The organism is Lutibacter sp. (assembly GCF_041555395.1).
Lineage (GTDB): Bacteria > Bacteroidota > Bacteroidia > Flavobacteriales > Flavobacteriaceae > Lutibacter.
Genome location: NZ_JBFFKM010000002.1, coordinates 88,813 through 106,639 on the forward strand (window position 1 = coordinate 88,813; position 17,827 = coordinate 106,639).

At 32.4% G+C, this 17,827-nt stretch carries 10 protein-coding genes and 3 tRNA genes; 9 read left to right on the forward strand and 4 right to left on the reverse strand.

What is annotated here, in order from left to right:
• Nucleotides 1-194: 194 nt before the first annotated feature.
• Both gyrA and ABY285_RS01135 read left to right on the forward strand, forming a co-directional pair.
• The gene (gene gyrA, locus ABY285_RS01130; protein WP_372766143.1) at nucleotides 195-2,735 is read left to right on the forward strand and encodes a DNA gyrase subunit A; all 2,541 of its coding nucleotides are present in this window, start codon (nucleotides 195-197) and stop codon (nucleotides 2,733-2,735) included.
• 24 nt (nucleotides 2,736-2,759) lie between these two features.
• Nucleotides 2,760-4,040: a tetratricopeptide repeat protein gene (locus ABY285_RS01135; RefSeq protein WP_372766145.1), complete on the forward strand. Its 1,281-nt coding sequence runs from the start codon at nucleotides 2,760-2,762 to the stop codon at nucleotides 4,038-4,040.
• A gap of 52 nt (nucleotides 4,041-4,092) precedes the next feature.
• Here ABY285_RS01135 and ABY285_RS01140 read toward each other — a convergent pair whose 3' ends face one another.
• Together ABY285_RS01140 and ABY285_RS01145 are read right to left on the reverse strand one after the other, a co-directional pair.
• Complete coding sequence (locus ABY285_RS01140; protein ID WP_372766147.1) at nucleotides 4,093-4,863, reverse strand: NlpC/P60 family protein; 771 nt, start codon at nucleotides 4,861-4,863, stop codon at nucleotides 4,093-4,095.
• A gap of 9 nt (nucleotides 4,864-4,872) precedes the next feature.
• Nucleotides 4,873-6,048 (reverse strand): acetyl-CoA C-acyltransferase, encoded by a 1,176-nt coding sequence (locus tag ABY285_RS01145; RefSeq protein WP_372766149.1) that lies wholly within the window; start codon nucleotides 6,046-6,048, stop codon nucleotides 4,873-4,875.
• Between the two features lie 235 nt (nucleotides 6,049-6,283).
• Between ABY285_RS01145 and ABY285_RS01150 the strand changes: the two genes are divergently transcribed.
• The 4 genes from ABY285_RS01150 (at nucleotide 6,284) to ABY285_RS01165 (ending at nucleotide 8,730) form a co-directional block, all read left to right on the forward strand.
• The gene (locus ABY285_RS01150; RefSeq protein ID WP_372766151.1) at nucleotides 6,284-8,335 is read left to right on the forward strand and encodes an HD family phosphohydrolase; all 2,052 of its coding nucleotides are present in this window, start codon (nucleotides 6,284-6,286) and stop codon (nucleotides 8,333-8,335) included.
• A 102-nt stretch (nucleotides 8,336-8,437) separates the two neighbouring features.
• A tRNA-Ser gene (locus ABY285_RS01155) sits at nucleotides 8,438-8,521 on the forward strand.
• A gap of 13 nt (nucleotides 8,522-8,534) precedes the next feature.
• Nucleotides 8,535-8,609 (forward strand) — tRNA-Pro (locus ABY285_RS01160).
• A gap of 47 nt (nucleotides 8,610-8,656) precedes the next feature.
• A tRNA-Arg gene (locus ABY285_RS01165) sits at nucleotides 8,657-8,730 on the forward strand.
• 372 nt (nucleotides 8,731-9,102) lie between these two features.
• Here ABY285_RS01165 and ABY285_RS01170 read toward each other — a convergent pair.
• Both ABY285_RS01170 and ABY285_RS01175 read right to left on the reverse strand, forming a co-directional pair.
• A complete protein-coding gene (locus ABY285_RS01170; protein WP_372766153.1) occupies nucleotides 9,103-10,290 on the reverse strand; it encodes a PAS domain-containing sensor histidine kinase in 1,188 nt (395 codons plus the stop codon).
• Between the two features lie 199 nt (nucleotides 10,291-10,489).
• Nucleotides 10,490-11,872: a sigma-54-dependent transcriptional regulator gene (locus ABY285_RS01175; RefSeq protein WP_372766155.1), complete on the reverse strand. Its 1,383-nt coding sequence runs from the start codon at nucleotides 11,870-11,872 to the stop codon at nucleotides 10,490-10,492.
• Nucleotides 11,873-12,316: 444 nt separating this feature from the next.
• On the opposite strand from ABY285_RS01175, the gene ABY285_RS01180 reads away from it, so the two are divergent.
• From ABY285_RS01180 to ABY285_RS01190, 3 genes are read left to right on the forward strand one after another with little or no spacing between them, the layout of a single operon-like run.
• Nucleotides 12,317-13,579, forward strand: coding sequence for an efflux RND transporter periplasmic adaptor subunit (locus tag ABY285_RS01180; protein WP_372766157.1), 1,263 nt, complete (start codon nucleotides 12,317-12,319; stop codon nucleotides 13,577-13,579).
• Nucleotides 13,580-13,591: 12 nt separating this feature from the next.
• Nucleotides 13,592-14,287: an ABC transporter ATP-binding protein gene (locus ABY285_RS01185; RefSeq protein WP_372766159.1), complete on the forward strand. Its 696-nt coding sequence runs from the start codon at nucleotides 13,592-13,594 to the stop codon at nucleotides 14,285-14,287.
• Between the two features lie 15 nt (nucleotides 14,288-14,302).
• Nucleotides 14,303-16,708, forward strand: coding sequence for an ABC transporter permease (locus tag ABY285_RS01190; RefSeq protein WP_372766161.1), 2,406 nt, complete (start codon nucleotides 14,303-14,305; stop codon nucleotides 16,706-16,708).
• Nucleotides 16,709-17,827: the final 1,119 nt, after the last annotated feature.

Genomic DNA, 17,827 nt, shown 5'->3' on the forward strand with positions numbered 1-17,827 from the left:
CACTTTCGCATATTTTTTTTAATTTATCCTGAATAGCGCCTAAAAACTACTGAAAACCAGTGTGTTAATGCGGGTTTGCGCAAACTTCTTATTGTTAATAAAAAGAAGAAAAACAACACGACAAATTGGCTTTAAAAAAGTGAAAAATTGTATATTGCTTTGTTAAAAATTGACACAAAATTAAATAAAAATTTATGGCGGACGGAGAAAAAATTATACCAATTAATATTGACGATGAAATGAAATCTGCTTACATTGATTATTCAATGTCAGTAATAGTTTCAAGAGCATTACCTGATGTGCGAGATGGATTAAAACCCGTACACAGAAGGGTGCTTTTTGGTATGCATGAATTAGGAATTAAAGCGACAGGATCTTATAAAAAATCAGCAAGAATAGTTGGGGAAGTTTTAGGTAAGTATCACCCTCATGGTGACACTTCCGTTTATGATGCCATGGTTCGTATGGCGCAACAATGGAGTATGCGTTATATGATGGTCGACGGTCAGGGAAACTTTGGATCTGTGGATGGAGATAGCCCTGCTGCAATGAGGTATACTGAAGTACGAATGCAAAAAATTTCGGAAGAAATGCTTGCTGATATTGAAAAGGATACTGTAGATCACAGACTTAACTTTGATGATACTTTAAATGAACCAACTGTTTTACCTACAAGAATTCCAACTTTATTGGTGAACGGCGCTTCAGGTATAGCTGTTGGGATGGCTACGAATATGGCTCCTCATAATTTAACGGAAGTCATAAATGGTACTTTGGCTTATATTGAAAACAATGATATTGAGATTTCCGGGTTGATGCAATATATTAAAGCTCCAGATTTTCCAACCGGAGGTATCATTTATGGATATGAAGGCGTAAAAGATGCTTTTGAAACAGGAAGAGGAAGGATCGTAATGCGCGCAAAAGCAATTATAGAAGAAGTTAATGGTCGTGAGAGTATTATCGTTTCTGAAATTCCATATCAGGTGAATAAAGCAGAAATGATTAAGAAAACTGCTGAATTGGTCAATGATAAAAAACTGGAAGGAATTGCCAATATTCGTGATGAATCTGACAGAAATGGAATGCGAATCGTATACGTTTTAAAACGTGATGCCATTCCAAACATTGTTTTAAATAATTTATTTAAATACACTGCGCTTCAAACATCATTTAGCGTAAATAACATTGCCTTGGTAAAAGGACGTCCGGAACAACTAAACTTAAAACAATTAATTCATTATTTTGTTGAACACCGACACGAAGTTGTTGTACGCAGAACAGAATTTGAACTTAAAAAAGCGGAAGCCAGAGCGCATATTTTAGAAGGATTAATTATTGCGAGTGACAATATTGATGAAGTTATCAAAATAATCAGGGCTTCCTCAAATGCTGATTTAGCAAGAGAAAGTTTGATGGCACGTTTTGAATTGTCCGAAATTCAGGCGAGAGCCATTGTTGAAATGAGATTGCGCCAATTAACGGGTCTTGAACAAAATAAACTTCGTACTGAATATGATGAGATTATTAAATTAATAGCCGATTTAAAAGATATTTTGGCGAGTGAGGAAAGACGTTACGAAATTATTAAAAATGAATTGATAGCCATAAGAGATAAATATGGAGATGAGCGCAGATCTGTAATAGAATATGCAGGTGGAGATTTATCTATTGAAGATATGATTCCTAATTCAAATGTAGTGATAACAATTTCCCATGCCGGTTATGTTAAACGTACGAATTTGGATGAATATAAAGTTCAAAATAGAGGAGGACGCGGACAAAAAGGCGTAGCAACAAGAACTGAAGATTTCCTCGAACATTTATTTATAGGTACCAACCATCAATATATGTTATTCTTCACCCAAAAAGGAAAAGTATTTTGGATGCGCGTTTATGAAATTCCTGAAGGAGGGAAAACTTCAAAAGGCAGGGCTATCCAGAATTTGATAAATATTGAACAAGATGATACCGTTAAAGCATTTCTTGTTACGGAAGATTTAAAAATGGAAGAATACGTAAATAACCATTACGTCATCATGGCAACTAAAAAAGGCCAGGTTAAAAAAACATCTTTAGAACAATATTCTAGACCAAGAGCAAACGGTATTAACGCTATAACCATAAGAGAAGGCGATGAACTTTTAGAAGCCAAATTGACCACAGGTGACAGTCAGGTTATGTTAGGTTTAAAATCGGGTAAAGCGATTCGTTTTGAGGAAAGCAAAACACGGCCAATGGGCAGAAATGCTTCTGGTGTGAGAGGAATTACATTGGCCAATAAAAATGATGAAGTTATAGGGATGATTGCTGTTAACGGCATAGATAGTGACATTTTGGTGGTTTCAGAAAATGGTTATGGTAAGCGTTCAAAATTAGAGGATTATAGAATAACAAACCGAGGCGGTAAAGGGGTTAAAACCATTAATATTACCGAAAAAACAGGCAGTTTAGTGGCAATAAAGGATGTGAAAGATGATGATGATTTAATGATTATCAATAAATCCGGAATTACAATCAGATTGGCTGTAGGTGACTTGAGAGTAATGGGTAGGGCAACTCAAGGAGTTAAACTTATCAATATAAAAGACAACGATTCCATTGCGGCAGTTGCAAAAGTGATGCATGAAGAAGATGAAGAAGAAGTTGTTGATCTTATTGATGAGAATGACATCGAAACTGAAAATGGCACGGAAATTGAAAACAACAATGAAGATAATTTAAATCAAGAATAAATCAGAAAAAATAAATCAGAAAAAATGAGAAAACAATTAATAATTCTGTCAGCTTTTTTTATTAGTATGACAGTATTCGCGCAAAAAAACGAACTAAAAACCGCTGAAAAAGCCATTAAATCAAATGATTTTGCAACAGCAATACAAGCAATAAACCAAGCGGAGGGTTTAATTGCCAATGCCGACGAAAAAACAAAAGCTAATTTTTATTATTTAAAAGGTATTGCACTTTATCAAAATGCATCGCCCCTTGCTGATATTGATAAAGTTGGAGCTGCATTTAATCAGTTAATTAGTTATGAAAAAGAAATTGGCAAAGCGAAGTATACAAATGAAATTGGTGAATTGCTTAATAAATTGATTGTTACTGTTGCCGAAAATGCTTCTAATGATTATAGTAAAGCAATTGAAACTAAAGAAGATAAAGATTATCTTAATGCCGCTAAAAAATTTCAACAAGTGTATACATTAAGTCCAAGAGATACTTCTTATTTGGACAATGCAGCATTGATTTACTATTTTGGTAAAGATTATGATAAATCTATTAAGTTATATGAAAAATTGTTGGATTTAAATTACACAGGAATTACAACAGTTTATGTTGCTACAGACAAAGAAACTAAAGAAGACGTTGTTTTTAGCGATGCTAAAAGTATGAACTTGCAAGTTAAAATAGGGTTGGCTGAAAACCCTAGAGAAGAGAAAAAAGAATCAAGACGTGAAATAATCTTCAAAAATTTAGCTCAAAATTATGCCGATAAAGGAAATAATGAAAAAGCTTTAGAGGTCATTACAAAAGGAAGAGCAGAATTTCCAAGCAGTTACTCTTTGTTGATTGACGAAGCCAATATTTACTATAAATCTGGTGACAATGCTAAATTTAAAGAACGTTTAGAAGATGCTATTCGATTAAATCCTACCGAACCAACCTTATATTATAATGTTGGAGTTATGAATATGGATCAACAAAATATCGATGAAGCTATTAAAAATTTCAAAAAAGCGATTGAATTGAAACCTGATTATGCCGATGCTTACAATAATATTGGTGCTGCAATTATTGAAAAAACAAAACCAATTATTGAAGAGATGAATAAAAGTTTATCAGACTTTAAAAAATACGATAAATTACAGGCGCAACAATTTGAAATTTATAAAGAAGCATTGCCTTATTACGAAAAAGCATTTTCATTTAATAAAACAAACATTAGTACTATGCAAACATTAATGGGTTTGTATGAAAATTTGGAAATGACTGATAAGCTTAATGAAGTTAGAGCAGTTTATGATGAACTAAAACAATAATTATTTTAAATAATTCTAAAAAGAAAGCTTTCTGAAAATCAGGAAGCTTTTTTTATATAATCTTTTTAATGACTCTTAACTTGTGTGTATGCCTTTGTGTATCAACATTAAAAATACCGCTGTGGTCAATTCGGTCAATTCTAATTTTTCCGTGGGCATGAATAATATAATTATCTTTCATGATAATTCCAACGTGGACAATAACACCTTCTTCATTGTCAAAAAAAGCCAAATCACCAGGCTCACTTTCTTCAATAAAACTTAAAACTTCGCCCTGAGTAGCCTGTTGACCTGCGTCACGCAATAATTTATAGCCGCAAAGCTTATATACCATCTGCGTAAAACCAGAACAATCTATCCCAAAAGGGGTTTTCCCTCCCCATAAATACGGCGCATTTAAAAATTTAACAGACATTTCAATCAGTGCTTCCTTGGGTAGCTTTTCAGAAAAAACCTGACCTTCATAACGGTAATTTATAAGACCTAACTTTAAGGTGCTTTCATGATAAAAAGGCAGTGATGCGCCAATGGTAATGGTAAAAAAAGACTCCTTAACATCGGTTACGAAATCAATTAATTCGCCAGCCAAAGCCATGTTTGACTGTTCAATTTCGAAAAAATTTTGTTCTGAAAGCTTAAGGTATTGGTTGGTGTCAACCCATCCTTCATAATTGTCAAATGCAATACTAATTTTGCTCCATTTTTTATGAATTTCCAGCACTTTAAAATGCTCCCCAAACAGCACCTGTGAAACCATTTCACTTTTGTCGCTTGGTTCAATTCTAAGAGGAACAATACTTAAATTACAAATTCCGTAATCCATACAATAAGTTTACAGGCGTTCAATAATAACAGCACTTGCGCCACCGCCACCATTACATATTGCTGCTGCTCCATATTTCGCCTTATTTTGTTCAAGTATAGAAGCTAATGTGATTACAATTCTGGCGCCAGACATACCAAGTGGATGTCCTAAAGAAACGGCACCTCCATTCACATTCACTTTTGAAGCGTCTATGCCTAAAATTTTAATATTGGCCAATCCAACCACTGAAAAAGCTTCATTAAACTCAAAATAATCAATGTCATCTATTTTTAAACCAGCCTTGGCCAATGCTTTTGGAATAGCCTTCGCTGGGGCTGTAGTGAACCATTCTGGTTCATGAGCAGCATCGGCATAACCAATTATTTTAGCAATGGGTTTAAGATTTAATTCTTTGGCTTTGTCTGCACTCATAATTACCAAAGCTGCGGCACCATCATTTATTGTTGAAGCATTTGCGGCAGTTACGGTTCCATCTTTACTGAACACAGGACGCAAGGTTGGAATTTTTTCCAAATTCACATTTTTATACTCTTCATCTTCAGAAAAAATGATAGGATCTCCTTTTCTTTGAGGAATTTCAACAGGAACAACTTCATTTGAAAACTTTCCTTTTGCCCAAGCATCTGCAGATTTTTTATAGGATTCTATAGCAAAATTATCTTGATCTTGTCTCGTGAATTTATATTCATCAGCACATAAATCACCACAGGTTCCCATATGTTTTTGGTCATAAACATTTATTAAACCATCAACTAAAAGTCCGTCAGCTAAGGTAATGTTGCCAAGTTTAGTCGATTTTCTTCCTTCCAGATAATGTGGAATTTTACTCATATTTTCCATACCGCCTGCAACAATAATTTCAGCGTCACCAGTTTTAATGGATTGCGCAGCAAACATAATTGCCTTCATACCCGAAGCGCAAACTTTATTAACAGTGGTACAAGGAACGGTATTTGGAATTCCCGCAAAAAGGGCAGCTTGTCTGGCAGGTGCCTGACCTAATCCGGCTGAAACTACATTTCCCATAAAAACTTCATCAACAAGTTTTGGGTCTAATTTTATTTTATTTAAAGCGCCCCTGATAGCAATTTCTCCTAATTTTGGGGCTGGAATATTAGATAAACTACCTAATAAACTTCCTATTGGTGTTCGGGCAACAGATACAATTACAACTTCTTTCATTTTGTTTATATTCAAAAATTCTATTGCGAAATTAAGCAATTTTATACAATTTTTTAGTTTTTAGAGGATGGTTTATTTGGTTTTATGTTATAGCTGATTAAAAATACTGTTTTTTCTTTTGAGTGACTAATTTAAAATAATTGTTCCGTAATTAGGCTTGTATTTTAAAAATAACGTCGGCCATAAATGCAGTTAACATAATAATTGCTATTTTTGGAGGGCAAATAAAGACTTAGTGAAAAAAATTATAAACAAATTACTTGTAAACCACTCCTTAATATATAAACTATTCTTATACCTTTTAACTATAATTTTAGTTGTTTATTTATTCCCAAAAGGTGGGCAATTTAAGTATGAATTTCAAAAAGGTAAACCTTGGCAATATGAAAATTATTATGCGCCATTTGATTTTTCCATTAAAAAATCTAACAAGGAAATTGAGGCAGAAAAGCTACAAATTAAGGAAACGTCAAAACAATTTTTCGAGTATAATGATGAGGTTGTTTTGAATGTTAAGAAGAATACTTCGGAAAGGTTTTTAGAATACCTGTCAACAACTAAATTATCTGAACAAAATAGAAACAAACTTATCCAAAAAGTGGATGAAATTTTAAGTGATATTTATGAGTATGGCTATTTGGATCCGTTAAGCGAGGAAAAAATTGACAAAGTTGGAATAACATTAAGAAGAGGAAATGAAATTAAGGACATTCAACCAAACAAACTTTTTATATCATCTCAGATTTCAGAATTTATAAACAGTAAATTTGAAAATCAGCCTTTATCGAGAGAAGAGAAAAGCGTTTTATCAATTATTTCAAGCGAATTAAGGCCTAATGTAATCTTTGATGAAAATTTTACCCAAAAAGCATATGAAGAAAATTTAAGTCATATTTCCTATACAAAGGGATTGGTTGCAGAAAAAGAACGCATTGTATTCAAAGGGGATATTGTTGAAGGAGAAAAGCTCGTAAAATTGAACTCACTTAAGATGGAATTTGATTCGCAAGTGTGGAGCAAATCTAATTCCAATTGGATTGTATTAGGGTATTCGTTATTGGTGGCGTTGTCATTTTTAATGTTGTTGCTTTTTTTAAGAAAATATAGGTTGGACATTTTTGACAACAACAACAAAGTGACATTCATCTTTTTTAACATGGTGCTGGTAATCCTGTTAATTACAGTTATTGTTAAATATGACGCTAAATTTATTTATGCGGCACCCATTGTTATATTGCCACTGGTGTTAAAAGCTTTTTTTGATTCAAGATTGGGTTTGTTTGCCCACACGTTAACCGTATTGCTGCTTGGTTTTATAGTACCCAACAGTTTTGAATTTGTTTTCTTACAGATTATTGCGGGGATAGTGACCATTTTAACCATTTCAGAGCTGTACAAAAGGGCAAATTTATTTATTTCTGTCTTACAAATTACGGTTGTATATTTTGTGGCCTATTTTGCTTTTTCCGTGATTCAGGAAGGGAACGCCCTAAATATAAATTTGGAAAAACTGGCTTATTTTGCGATGAATGGGGCGGCAACTTTATTTGTTTTACCATTAATTTATATATTTGAAAAACTTTTTGGTTTGGTTTCTGATGAATCTTTAAAAGAATTGTCGAACACCAATTCTAAATTATTGCGCGAATTGGCCGAAAAAGCTCCCGGAACATTTCAACATTCTTTACAAGTTGCCAATTTAGCCGAAGCTTGTGCCAATGAAATTCATGCAAACTCAATGTTGGTGCGCACCGGAGCATTGTATCATGATATTGGTAAAATTGTAAATCCTATGTATTTTACGGAAAATCAGGCAACCAATGTGAATCCGCATAATGAACTTACGCCAACCGATAGTGCTAAAATTATTATTGATCATATCATTAATGGTGTGGAAATGGCAAAAAAGAATCGTATTCCTGATAGAATTATTGATTTTATAAGAACGCATCACGGAACTACGCTGGTTTATTATTTTTTTAAAAAAGAAGAAATGAGTGGAAATGTTTTTGCTGAAAGTAATTTTCATTACCCGGGTCCAATTCCGTTTTCAAAAGAAACCGCTATTTTAATGATGTGTGATTCTGTTGAAGCCGCATCAAAAAGCATTAAAGAACCATCAGCCAAGGCTTTTGATGATTTGGTTGAAAAAATTGTAAATAAACAAATGGATGATGGGCAATTTATGAATGCGGATATTACTTTTAAAGAGCTGGAAACCATTAAAAAGGTGTTAAAGAAGAAGTTAAAGAATATTTATCATTTAAGAATTGAATATCCTGAATAAATATGTTCAAGTTTTCATTAAAAAAAGCAAATAAATGTTGTGTGAATGCATTTGTAATGCTACATTTGCACTCGCAAAAATAAGTTCATAAAGCAAATATTAGGAGAGGTGCCGGAGTGGTAACGGAGCAGATTGCTAATCTGTCGACGGGTAACTGTCGCCAGGGTTCGAGTCCCTGTCTCTCCGCTTTTTTATTTTTCGGGGTGTAGCGTAGCCCGGTTATCGCGCCTGCTTTGGGAGCAGGAGGTCGCAGGTTCGAATCCTGCCACCCCGACAAACAATTCTTATTTATTTAAGAATCAGGTTAATTATTAATCCAATGGTCGCATAGCTCAGCTGGATAGAGCACCTGCCTTCTAAGCAGGCGGTCGAAGGTTCGAATCCTTCTGCGATCACAACACAACCCACTGATTTTCAGTGGGTTGTGTTGTTTTTAAACGTTTCTATCTTGGTTGTAAAAACTTATTTGCACAAAATTTGCACAAAATCTCAAATTTTTATAGACACTTATATTATAGTTTTTTTATAATATTTTTCCTTCTAATATTTGACAAATGTTTTGGGATACTTCAAGTCCTGTATAGACCGTAAAAGGCATCTTAATTGAGATGGTATTTCTTAAGAAGAGCTGTAAATCAAGGTAGAGAGAAATAAAACAATCAACGTTACAATTTACTGTACATAATTTATTTTTAAGGTTTTCAAAATGTTTTTGAATATGGCATCAGGGAGTTTCTTCATTCGAAAAAAAATCATTAAATGAAATTTTAATTCTTAAACACAAGTGAAAAAGTAGTAAATAAACCAGCTTCTGAGTTTACCAATAAATTCCCTCCGTGTTTTTTTAGAATGTTTTTTGAAAGACTTAATCCGATGCCTGAACCATTCTTTTTGGTGGTGTAAAATGGAATAAATATCTGATTCATAATTTTTTCTTCAATACCCATTCCATTGTCGGTAATAACAATTATTGTTTTATTAGATTCAATGTTACAGCTTATTTTGATTGTTGGGTTTTTTCTTCCTTCTAACGCGTGAATACTGTTGTTGATAAGATTGATTAATACTTGTTCAATCAGTTTGCTATCAGCATTAATAGATGCATTTGGCGGAATAGGTGAAATCTTTAAGTCAACCTGAGCAGCTTCTATTACTGGGGACATAAGTGACTTTATACTTGTTAAAAATTGTTTTACGTTAATCTTGGTTAGTTGCGGAACTGGAACATTAGAGATTTTTCTATAATCTTTTACAAAAACCAACAGGCCCTCTGAACGTTTTTTGATAGTTGAAGCGGCTGTATTGATGTCTTCAATATCATCTTTCTCCAACTCATTAAAATTTAGAATTTCACCTTGTTCATTTTCTGTAAGAGATTTTATGGTGGAAGCTAAAGAACTTACCGGGGTAAAGGAATTGAGCATTTCATGAGCTAAAATTTTAATTACATTATGCCAGGCTTCAATTTCTTTCTGCTCAATTTCAGATCTTATATCTTGAAAAGTAATAATAAGGTAAGGGGTGTTCAATAATTGTATTTCAATAACTTCTAGGGACAACTGTTTCCGTTCAACTTCATCTTCTAAATCAACCAAAATCTTTCCGCCATTCGCTATTTTTTTTAATTCTATAACCAGCCAAGGTACACTTTTAGCCAATCGATGCCAGTACTTATGTTCTGGCTGTTTAAGAATATCACATGCGGCCTTATTCAAAAATGGAATTTCTGCATCAGCGTGTTCATTAAATAAGTCTTCTTTTTTGATAGAGACAATTCCTAAATTGACATGCTCTAAAATATATTTAAAATAGGTATACTGTGCTTCTTTTTCTATTTTATTCCTTTCAAATTTTTTTATGATTAAATTAAAATCATCATAAACCTTCACAAAGGAATCACCCTTTTTAGATGGGGAAAAGTATACGGAGTAATCTTCGTTTTTTAAAGCGTCCAAAAATTTGACGAGAGCGTAATTGGTAATATTGACATATCGAATTAAAGAAAACACTTGAATTATAACCAGAACACCAATTCCCGCAGTACTAAACCAAAGATTTTTAAGTATAAAAAAAGAAAATAATACACAAAATAATAGAATACTAAAAATTCGTAATGCAACTTGTATGGTAAATCTCTTAATCAAAATGGTTGGATTATAAGTTAAACTTTTCTAAACGCCTGTATAATGCAGCTCTGGTTAGTCCCAATTCTTTGGCAGCTTTGGAAATGTTGCCTTCATGTTTTTCCACAGCTTTCTGAACCAATAATTTCTCTATGTTTTGTAAATTGAAATCATTATATTCTGGGTTGCTATTCGCAGCTGTAATAGGTAAAGCAGTTAAGTTGAAATCAGAAGCTCTTATTTCCTGACCGTCAGACATAATTACCCCTCTTTCAATTGTATGTTGAATTTCCCGAACATTACCAGGCCAGTGATGAGACTGGAGTACTTTAATAGCATGATCATTAATCTTTAAATGTGACTTATGGTATTTTCGCTTATAGGAATTTAAGTAATAAGCAACAAAATCGGCAATGTCTTCAGGTCTTTTTCTGAGTGGAGGGATTTCAATTTCAACAGTATTAATTCTGAACAAAAGATCTTGTCTAAATTTTCCTTCTATTACCCATTGATTTAATGGAGCATTGGTGGCAAATAACAATCGAGCATTAAAGGGGCGTTCAATGCCTTCTCCAAGTCGTGATACTTTTCTGTCTTGAAGCACAGTTAATAATTTAGATTGCAAATTATATGGTAAATTTCCAATTTCATCAAGAAATAAAGTACCGTCTTCTGCCATTTCAAACCTTCCTGGTTTGTCTTCTCTTGCATCTGTAAAAGCACCTTTTTTATGTCCAAAAAGTTCACTTTCAAACAAATTTTCAGAAAGGGATCCAAGGTCTACATGAATGAAAGGCCCATTCTTTTGATTTGATTGTTTATAAATTTCTCTGGCTATATGTTGTTTTCCCGTTCCATTTTCGCCTAATATAAGGATACAGGCATCAGTAGGGCTTACCTTTTCAATAATCTCCATGACCTGTTGCATGGCATCCGATTTTCCAATGATTGCTCCAAATTTTTGGTCAATATTTTTCACTAAGGCTTCATTGGCCGATTTTAGAATTGAAATTTTATGATTCGATTTGCTCAATTCCAGACCAGCATGAATAGTAGCTAAAAATTTTTCGTTGGACCATGGTTTCAAAATAAAATCAAAGGCACCTTTTTTAATGGCTTCAACGGCCAATTCAACTTCACCATAAGCAGTCATTAAAATGACAATCATTTTCGGATTAATATCCAATACATGCTTTAACCAGTACATTCCTTCTTTTCCATCATTGAAACCTATCCGGTAATTCATATCTAAGACAACAATGTCAATAGCTTCTGTTGACAGGAGCTGATTGATTTCTTTAGGATTGGTACGGGTAATAATATTTGTATACTGTTTTTTCAATAAGAGCTTGGCAGATAACAAAACATCCTCATCATCATCTATAATCAATATATTCGCTTGCGTTTTTGACATTTTAAAAAAAGTTTAAAATTTTTACTAAAGTACAAAATGTTCATTTATGAACAATGGAACGTCCGAAAATGAACACTCTGTTTTTTGGTTAAAAATGTAATAATCTGAAAATCAATATTATAATATCGATTATTTTTGTGGCACAAGCATTGAACAGACTAAGTTGAAAGAAATAAACCATTAAAATATACTATTATGAAAACAGCTATTAATACACCAACAGACGAAAGAAAGCTTGCACTTTATTTAAACTTTAAAAACAGTAAAAGAATTCAATGGTCAGGTCATAGACGATTTACTTTTTAATTTTAAACATAAAATACATACTATTATGATTACAATACTTATCACAATTACACTTTATATTTTAACTATTATTCAGAATTGTCTCTAGTAACGATTAACTAAAACAAAAATTAACAACAATAAATTTAAATTTTTGAAATGAAACAAATGGGAATGGACAGAAAGATTGATAAAAAGAAATGGAGTCAAAAAAAATTATATTATATCGTAGGATCAGTCTTATTAATTTTATTGCTTTTTTTGGGTTTCAAGTCATTTAATAGAAAAATTTATAAAGTTGATGGATCTAAGATTTCTGTGAAAGAAGTTATTGAAGGTAATTTTCAGGATATGATTTTAATAGATGGAGATATAGAACCAATTAATTTGGTTTTGGTAAATACGCTTGAAGGAGGAACGGTTGAAGAAATATTTATTGAAGATGGGGTGATGGTTGAAAAAGGAACGCCATTAGTTCGCTTAAGTAATCCATCAGTAACGCTGGGATATATGAATCAGGAAACAGCCATTATGGAGCAAATTAATAACCTAAGAAATTTAAGATTATCATTGGATAAGGAACAAATTAATCTTGCTGAAACACTTATTGATAGTGAGAATAAGCTGGCTGAAGTAGGGAGGTCTTATAAAGTAGATTCTGTTCTTTTTTCAAAGGATGTTATTGCCAAAAATGATTTTGTTGATATGAGAGAAACTTACAAATATCAACAAAAGAAACGCGATTTTATGAATGAAAATATTGAAAAGAACAGGCGTGATAACAAAGATCAAATTAAACAGATTAACCAGTCTATAGTTATGATGCAACGTAATTTAGAATTGATTCATGAAAATATTGAAAAAATGTTAGTACGCGCTCCCGTTACAGGAATGTTGTCTTCATTTGATCCGGTTATAGGTGAATCCTATATAAGAAATCAAACAGTTGCAAAGATTGATGTACAAGCCGGTTTTAAAATTAAGGGTCAAGCGGATGAGTACTATTTAAGTTCAGTAAAACCAGGACAATTGGCACGTTTTTCTTTCGATGGAAATATAATAGAATTAAAAATTAAAAAGGTATTGCCAGAAGTAGTGAATAGGAGATTTGAAGTTGAATTAATATTTGTTAATGAAGCTCCAAAAGCAATTACTATTGGTCAATCCGTTCAGGTTCGTTTAGAACTTTCAAAAGCGCAAAAATCATTGATGATACCAAGAGGAAGTTATTTCCAATCATCAGGAGGACAATATGTGTTTGTTTTAGATGATGAAGGAGAAGCACATAAGCGAATTATAAAATTGGGCAGCCAAAATCCAAGTTACTATCAGGTATTGGAAGGTTTAAGCGCAGGTGATAAATTTATTTCCTCTTCTTATGAAGATTACAAAAATTATGAAACAATTAAAATAAAAAACTAAAAAATTAAAGTGATGATAAAATTAGAAAAACTCACAAAAGTATACAGAACTGAAGAGGTAGAATCAACGGCATTAAACGAAGTGTCATTTAAAATAGAAAAAGGAGAATTTGTATCTATAATGGGACCATCAGGCTGTGGAAAATCAACGCTGTTAAATATTTTAGGAATGCTTGATAAACCTGAAAGTGGCAGTTATGAATTTCTTGGAAATGAAGTAGGTCAATTAAACGAAAAGGGACGTTCTGAAGTTCGAAAAAAAAATATAGGATTTATATTTCAAAACTTTAATTTGATTGATGAACTAACGGTATTCGAGAATATAGAGTTGCCTTTAATTTACAATAAAATAGGTGTTTCTGAACGTAAAGAAAGAGTGAATGAATTAATTAAGAAAATTGGAATTGCCCATAGGGCATCGCATTTTCCGCAACAACTTTCAGGTGGGCAGCAACAAAGAGTTGCGGTTGCCAGAGCCTTAATTACAAAACCACCGTTAATTTTAGCTGATGAGCCAACGGGAAATTTAGATAGTTCTCATGGAAATGAAGTAATGGAACTACTATGCGAATTACATGAAGCTGGAACCACTATTGTAATGGTAACACACTCTTCTCATGATGCAAGTTATTCTCAAAGGATTATAAATTTATTAGATGGACAAGTAGTTTCTGAAAAGAAAAGTAAGGTAAGCCAGGCAGCAGTTTAATTTAAAACCAAAAAAATGTTTAAGAATTATTTAAAAGTAGCTTTTAGAAGCTTAAATAAAAACAGGGTGTATGCCTTTATTAATATTTTAGGCTTGGCATTGGGTTTAACTGTAAGCATACTGGTGTTTATGTTTGTAAAAGACGAAACCAGTTATGAAAAACATTGGGATGGTTACGAGCGTATTTATAGAACAGGAATAAAAGCGGATATGATGGGGCAAAAAATGGATGCTCCAGTATCGCCCAGTCCAATGGCAAACGCTTTTAGAACAGAATTTACAGATGTAGAAACTGCAACTAGAATCAGCCCTTTCAGACAAGAAATTTTAATGCGTCATGAACAAACGAAAGTATATATTCAACATGGCGTATCTGCAGATAGTACATTTTTTAAAGTATTTGATTATGAATTTATTCATGGGAATCCAAATACAGCTTTAAATGAAGACAATGCGGTAGTGTTAACAGAAGAATCAGCTCATAAATTGTTTGGAGATAAGAACCCTATGGGGGGAATTGTAAATTATGATAACCGAAGAGATTTAATAGTAAAAGGTATTGTAAAAGAGCCAAAAGGGCATGCGCATTTTCAATTTGATATGTTTATAGCTCAAAATCAAATTCAAAATGTATGGATGAGTAACAATTTTCATACTTATGTAAAATTAAAAGAAGGTGCAGATGTTGCTGATTTTGAAGTGGAATTGAAGGCGAATTTCATGAAAAAAATTGAACCTGATGTAGAACGATATTTAAAAATTACAGTGGAGGAATTTTTAAAGCAAGGCAATTCTTTTGAGTATCAACTACAACCATTAAAGGATATCCATTTATATTCACATAAAGATTGGGAAATTCAACAAAACGGAAATATTATCTATATCTATGTGTTTATTGGAATTGCATTGTTGGTGATATTAATAGCAGGAATCAATTTTATGAACCTATCAACTGCAAGATCTGGGAAAAGAGCAAAAGAAGTTGGTGTGCGTAAAGTAACAGGTGCTTCAAGAAAGATGCTAATTGTACAATTTTTAATAGAATCTATTATTCAAAGTTTTATAGCACTGTTCTTAGCCTTTATTTTAGTGGAATTATTTTTGCCGGGATTTAATAATGTTATGGAAACAAATCTTACTCTTTTTAATGATCACATTAATCAGACACTATTATTTTCTCTTTTGGTAACTTTATTATACGGCTTGTTTGCAGGAAGCTATCCAGCATTTTTCTTGTCGGCATTTCAACCTATAGCAGTTTTAAAAGGTGATCTTACTAAAACTAAAGGAGGTGCTTTATTGAGAAAAGGGTTGGTAATTATTCAATTTACAGCATCAACCATTTTAATTATTGGAATGATTATCATTTTTCAACAAATTTCCTATTTGCACAATAAGGATATTGGGTTTAAAGGAGATCAGGTATTAATAGTACCCATTCAAACGGATAAAATGACTGAGAATTTCAGGAATTATAATGATATTTTCCTTAAGAATAGTAATGTGTTAAGTGTTTCAAGAGCTTCATATTTTCCAGGGGATACACCTAATCAAAATATGTTTTCTTTTGAAGGAAGTGAAGAACAATTGCCATTATGGAATATGGAGGTTGATTATGAATTTTTTAAGACCTTAGATGTTCAAATGTTAGATGGAAGAGAATTTGATAGGGAAAAAGAGTCTGACTCTATACCTTATTTTATTCTTAATGAAACAGCTGTAAAAAACTTAAACATTGAAAATGCAATAGGAAGGCGTCTTGGCAGATTCGGAAATCAAAATGGAGATATGGAATATGGAACCGTTATTGGAATTGTAAAGGATTTTCATATTGAAGGTTTTAATCAGCCAATCAGACCGATGGTCCTATCTGTTAGTAATTATGTTTGGTTTGCTTCTTTCAAAATTGCTGCAAATGACATGAATGAAACTATAGCTTTTATTGAAAAGGAATGGAATAAATTGGAGCCATCACATCCATTTAGATATACATTCTTGGATCAAAAGTTTGGAGCTTTGCTGAGGCAACAAGAAAATTTTGGAACTATGTTTTTTTTCTTAACTATTTTAGCCATTATAATTTCAGCAATGGGCTTATATGGCTTGGCATCTTATACAGCGGAACAACGCACTAAAGAAATTGGAATACGCAAAGTATTGGGAGCTTCAGTAGGGCAAATTATGAATATGTTAACCAAAGATTTTATGAAGTTGGTGTTAATTTCAAATCTTTTTGCCTGGCCAATAACATATCTGTTAGCGAAAAACTGGTTATCTAATTTCTCCTATCAAATTGACATGCCACTATTACCATTTATTTTCGCCACATTATTAGCACTGTTAATTGCGCTAATCACGGTAAGTTCTCAAGCGTATCTGGCTGCAAATTCTGATCCTGTAAATGCATTAAAATATGAGTAATTGATTACTATATATTGAAGAAACCAATTAAATTAAAAAGGGGGGCTTTTGTTAAATCAAAAACTCCTTTTTAATTATGAATACAGGCTTGGTAACTTGGGTTAATTTATAGTTGAATGAAATAGGGGTATAACAAGTCTATACTTCAATGGGAAATTGCGGTGTAAAATTCGGTATAAAAACAGTTTATTAAAATTTAAGAAACTGAAAACAACACTTTAAAATATTAAAAATAGTTTCGTCCAAACCAGAAACTTTAATTGTGTTAATGTTAATTTGAAAAATATTGAAGTAAAGATTTGAATAAGTAATGATAAGGGAATGTAAATAATTTTTATAAAATACACGTAATCAATCACTTGTAGTTTTTACTATCTTCTAAGCAGGCGGTCGAAGGTTCAAATCCTTCTGCGATCACAAACAACCTCTTGATTTTCAAGGGGTTATTTTACACCTTCCTGTCTCTGCTATAATAATCCATTTGCATAATATTTGCATAATATTTAAAGGTTTAAATAGGATTTTGAATACTAGAGGATAAGCTTAATTAATTTTCAACAGATACAATAATTGGCAATAAAAGTTAGATTTAAATAATTGAAGGCTAATTATTATAGTGATTTTAACTTTCCCCCAGGAATCGGCCGGGGGGCTTATTTAAGGTATGCCCAGTCGGACGCATATTGAGAATATATTTTTTAAAATTTTATAAATCTCTTCAATATAACTCTAGGTAGTTTTCAAGTTTTTGCTGTTGCACATTGGTACTAAAATCGGTAGACCTACTAAAATGGCTTTTAAATAACTGTGAAATTGATATTCAAGCTGTTGAAATATGACCTATTATATGATATCTTCTAAGTAAGAATTCTTAGAGCTTAAGTAAGTACTGTCTTTATTAAAACCTACACGTACAACATAGCTATTATAGTTAAAATAAGGCCTTAAAAAACACATCTACCCCTTAACTAATATTATAACACCAACAAAACAGACGTACGGAATTTGTGGTAAAAAATCCTGAACAATTAAAATCTATGCAGTAATCAGGAAAAATAAAAATGGAAAACCGAAAGAAATCACAAATAATCTGAAATTGAAAATTCACTTTACAAACAA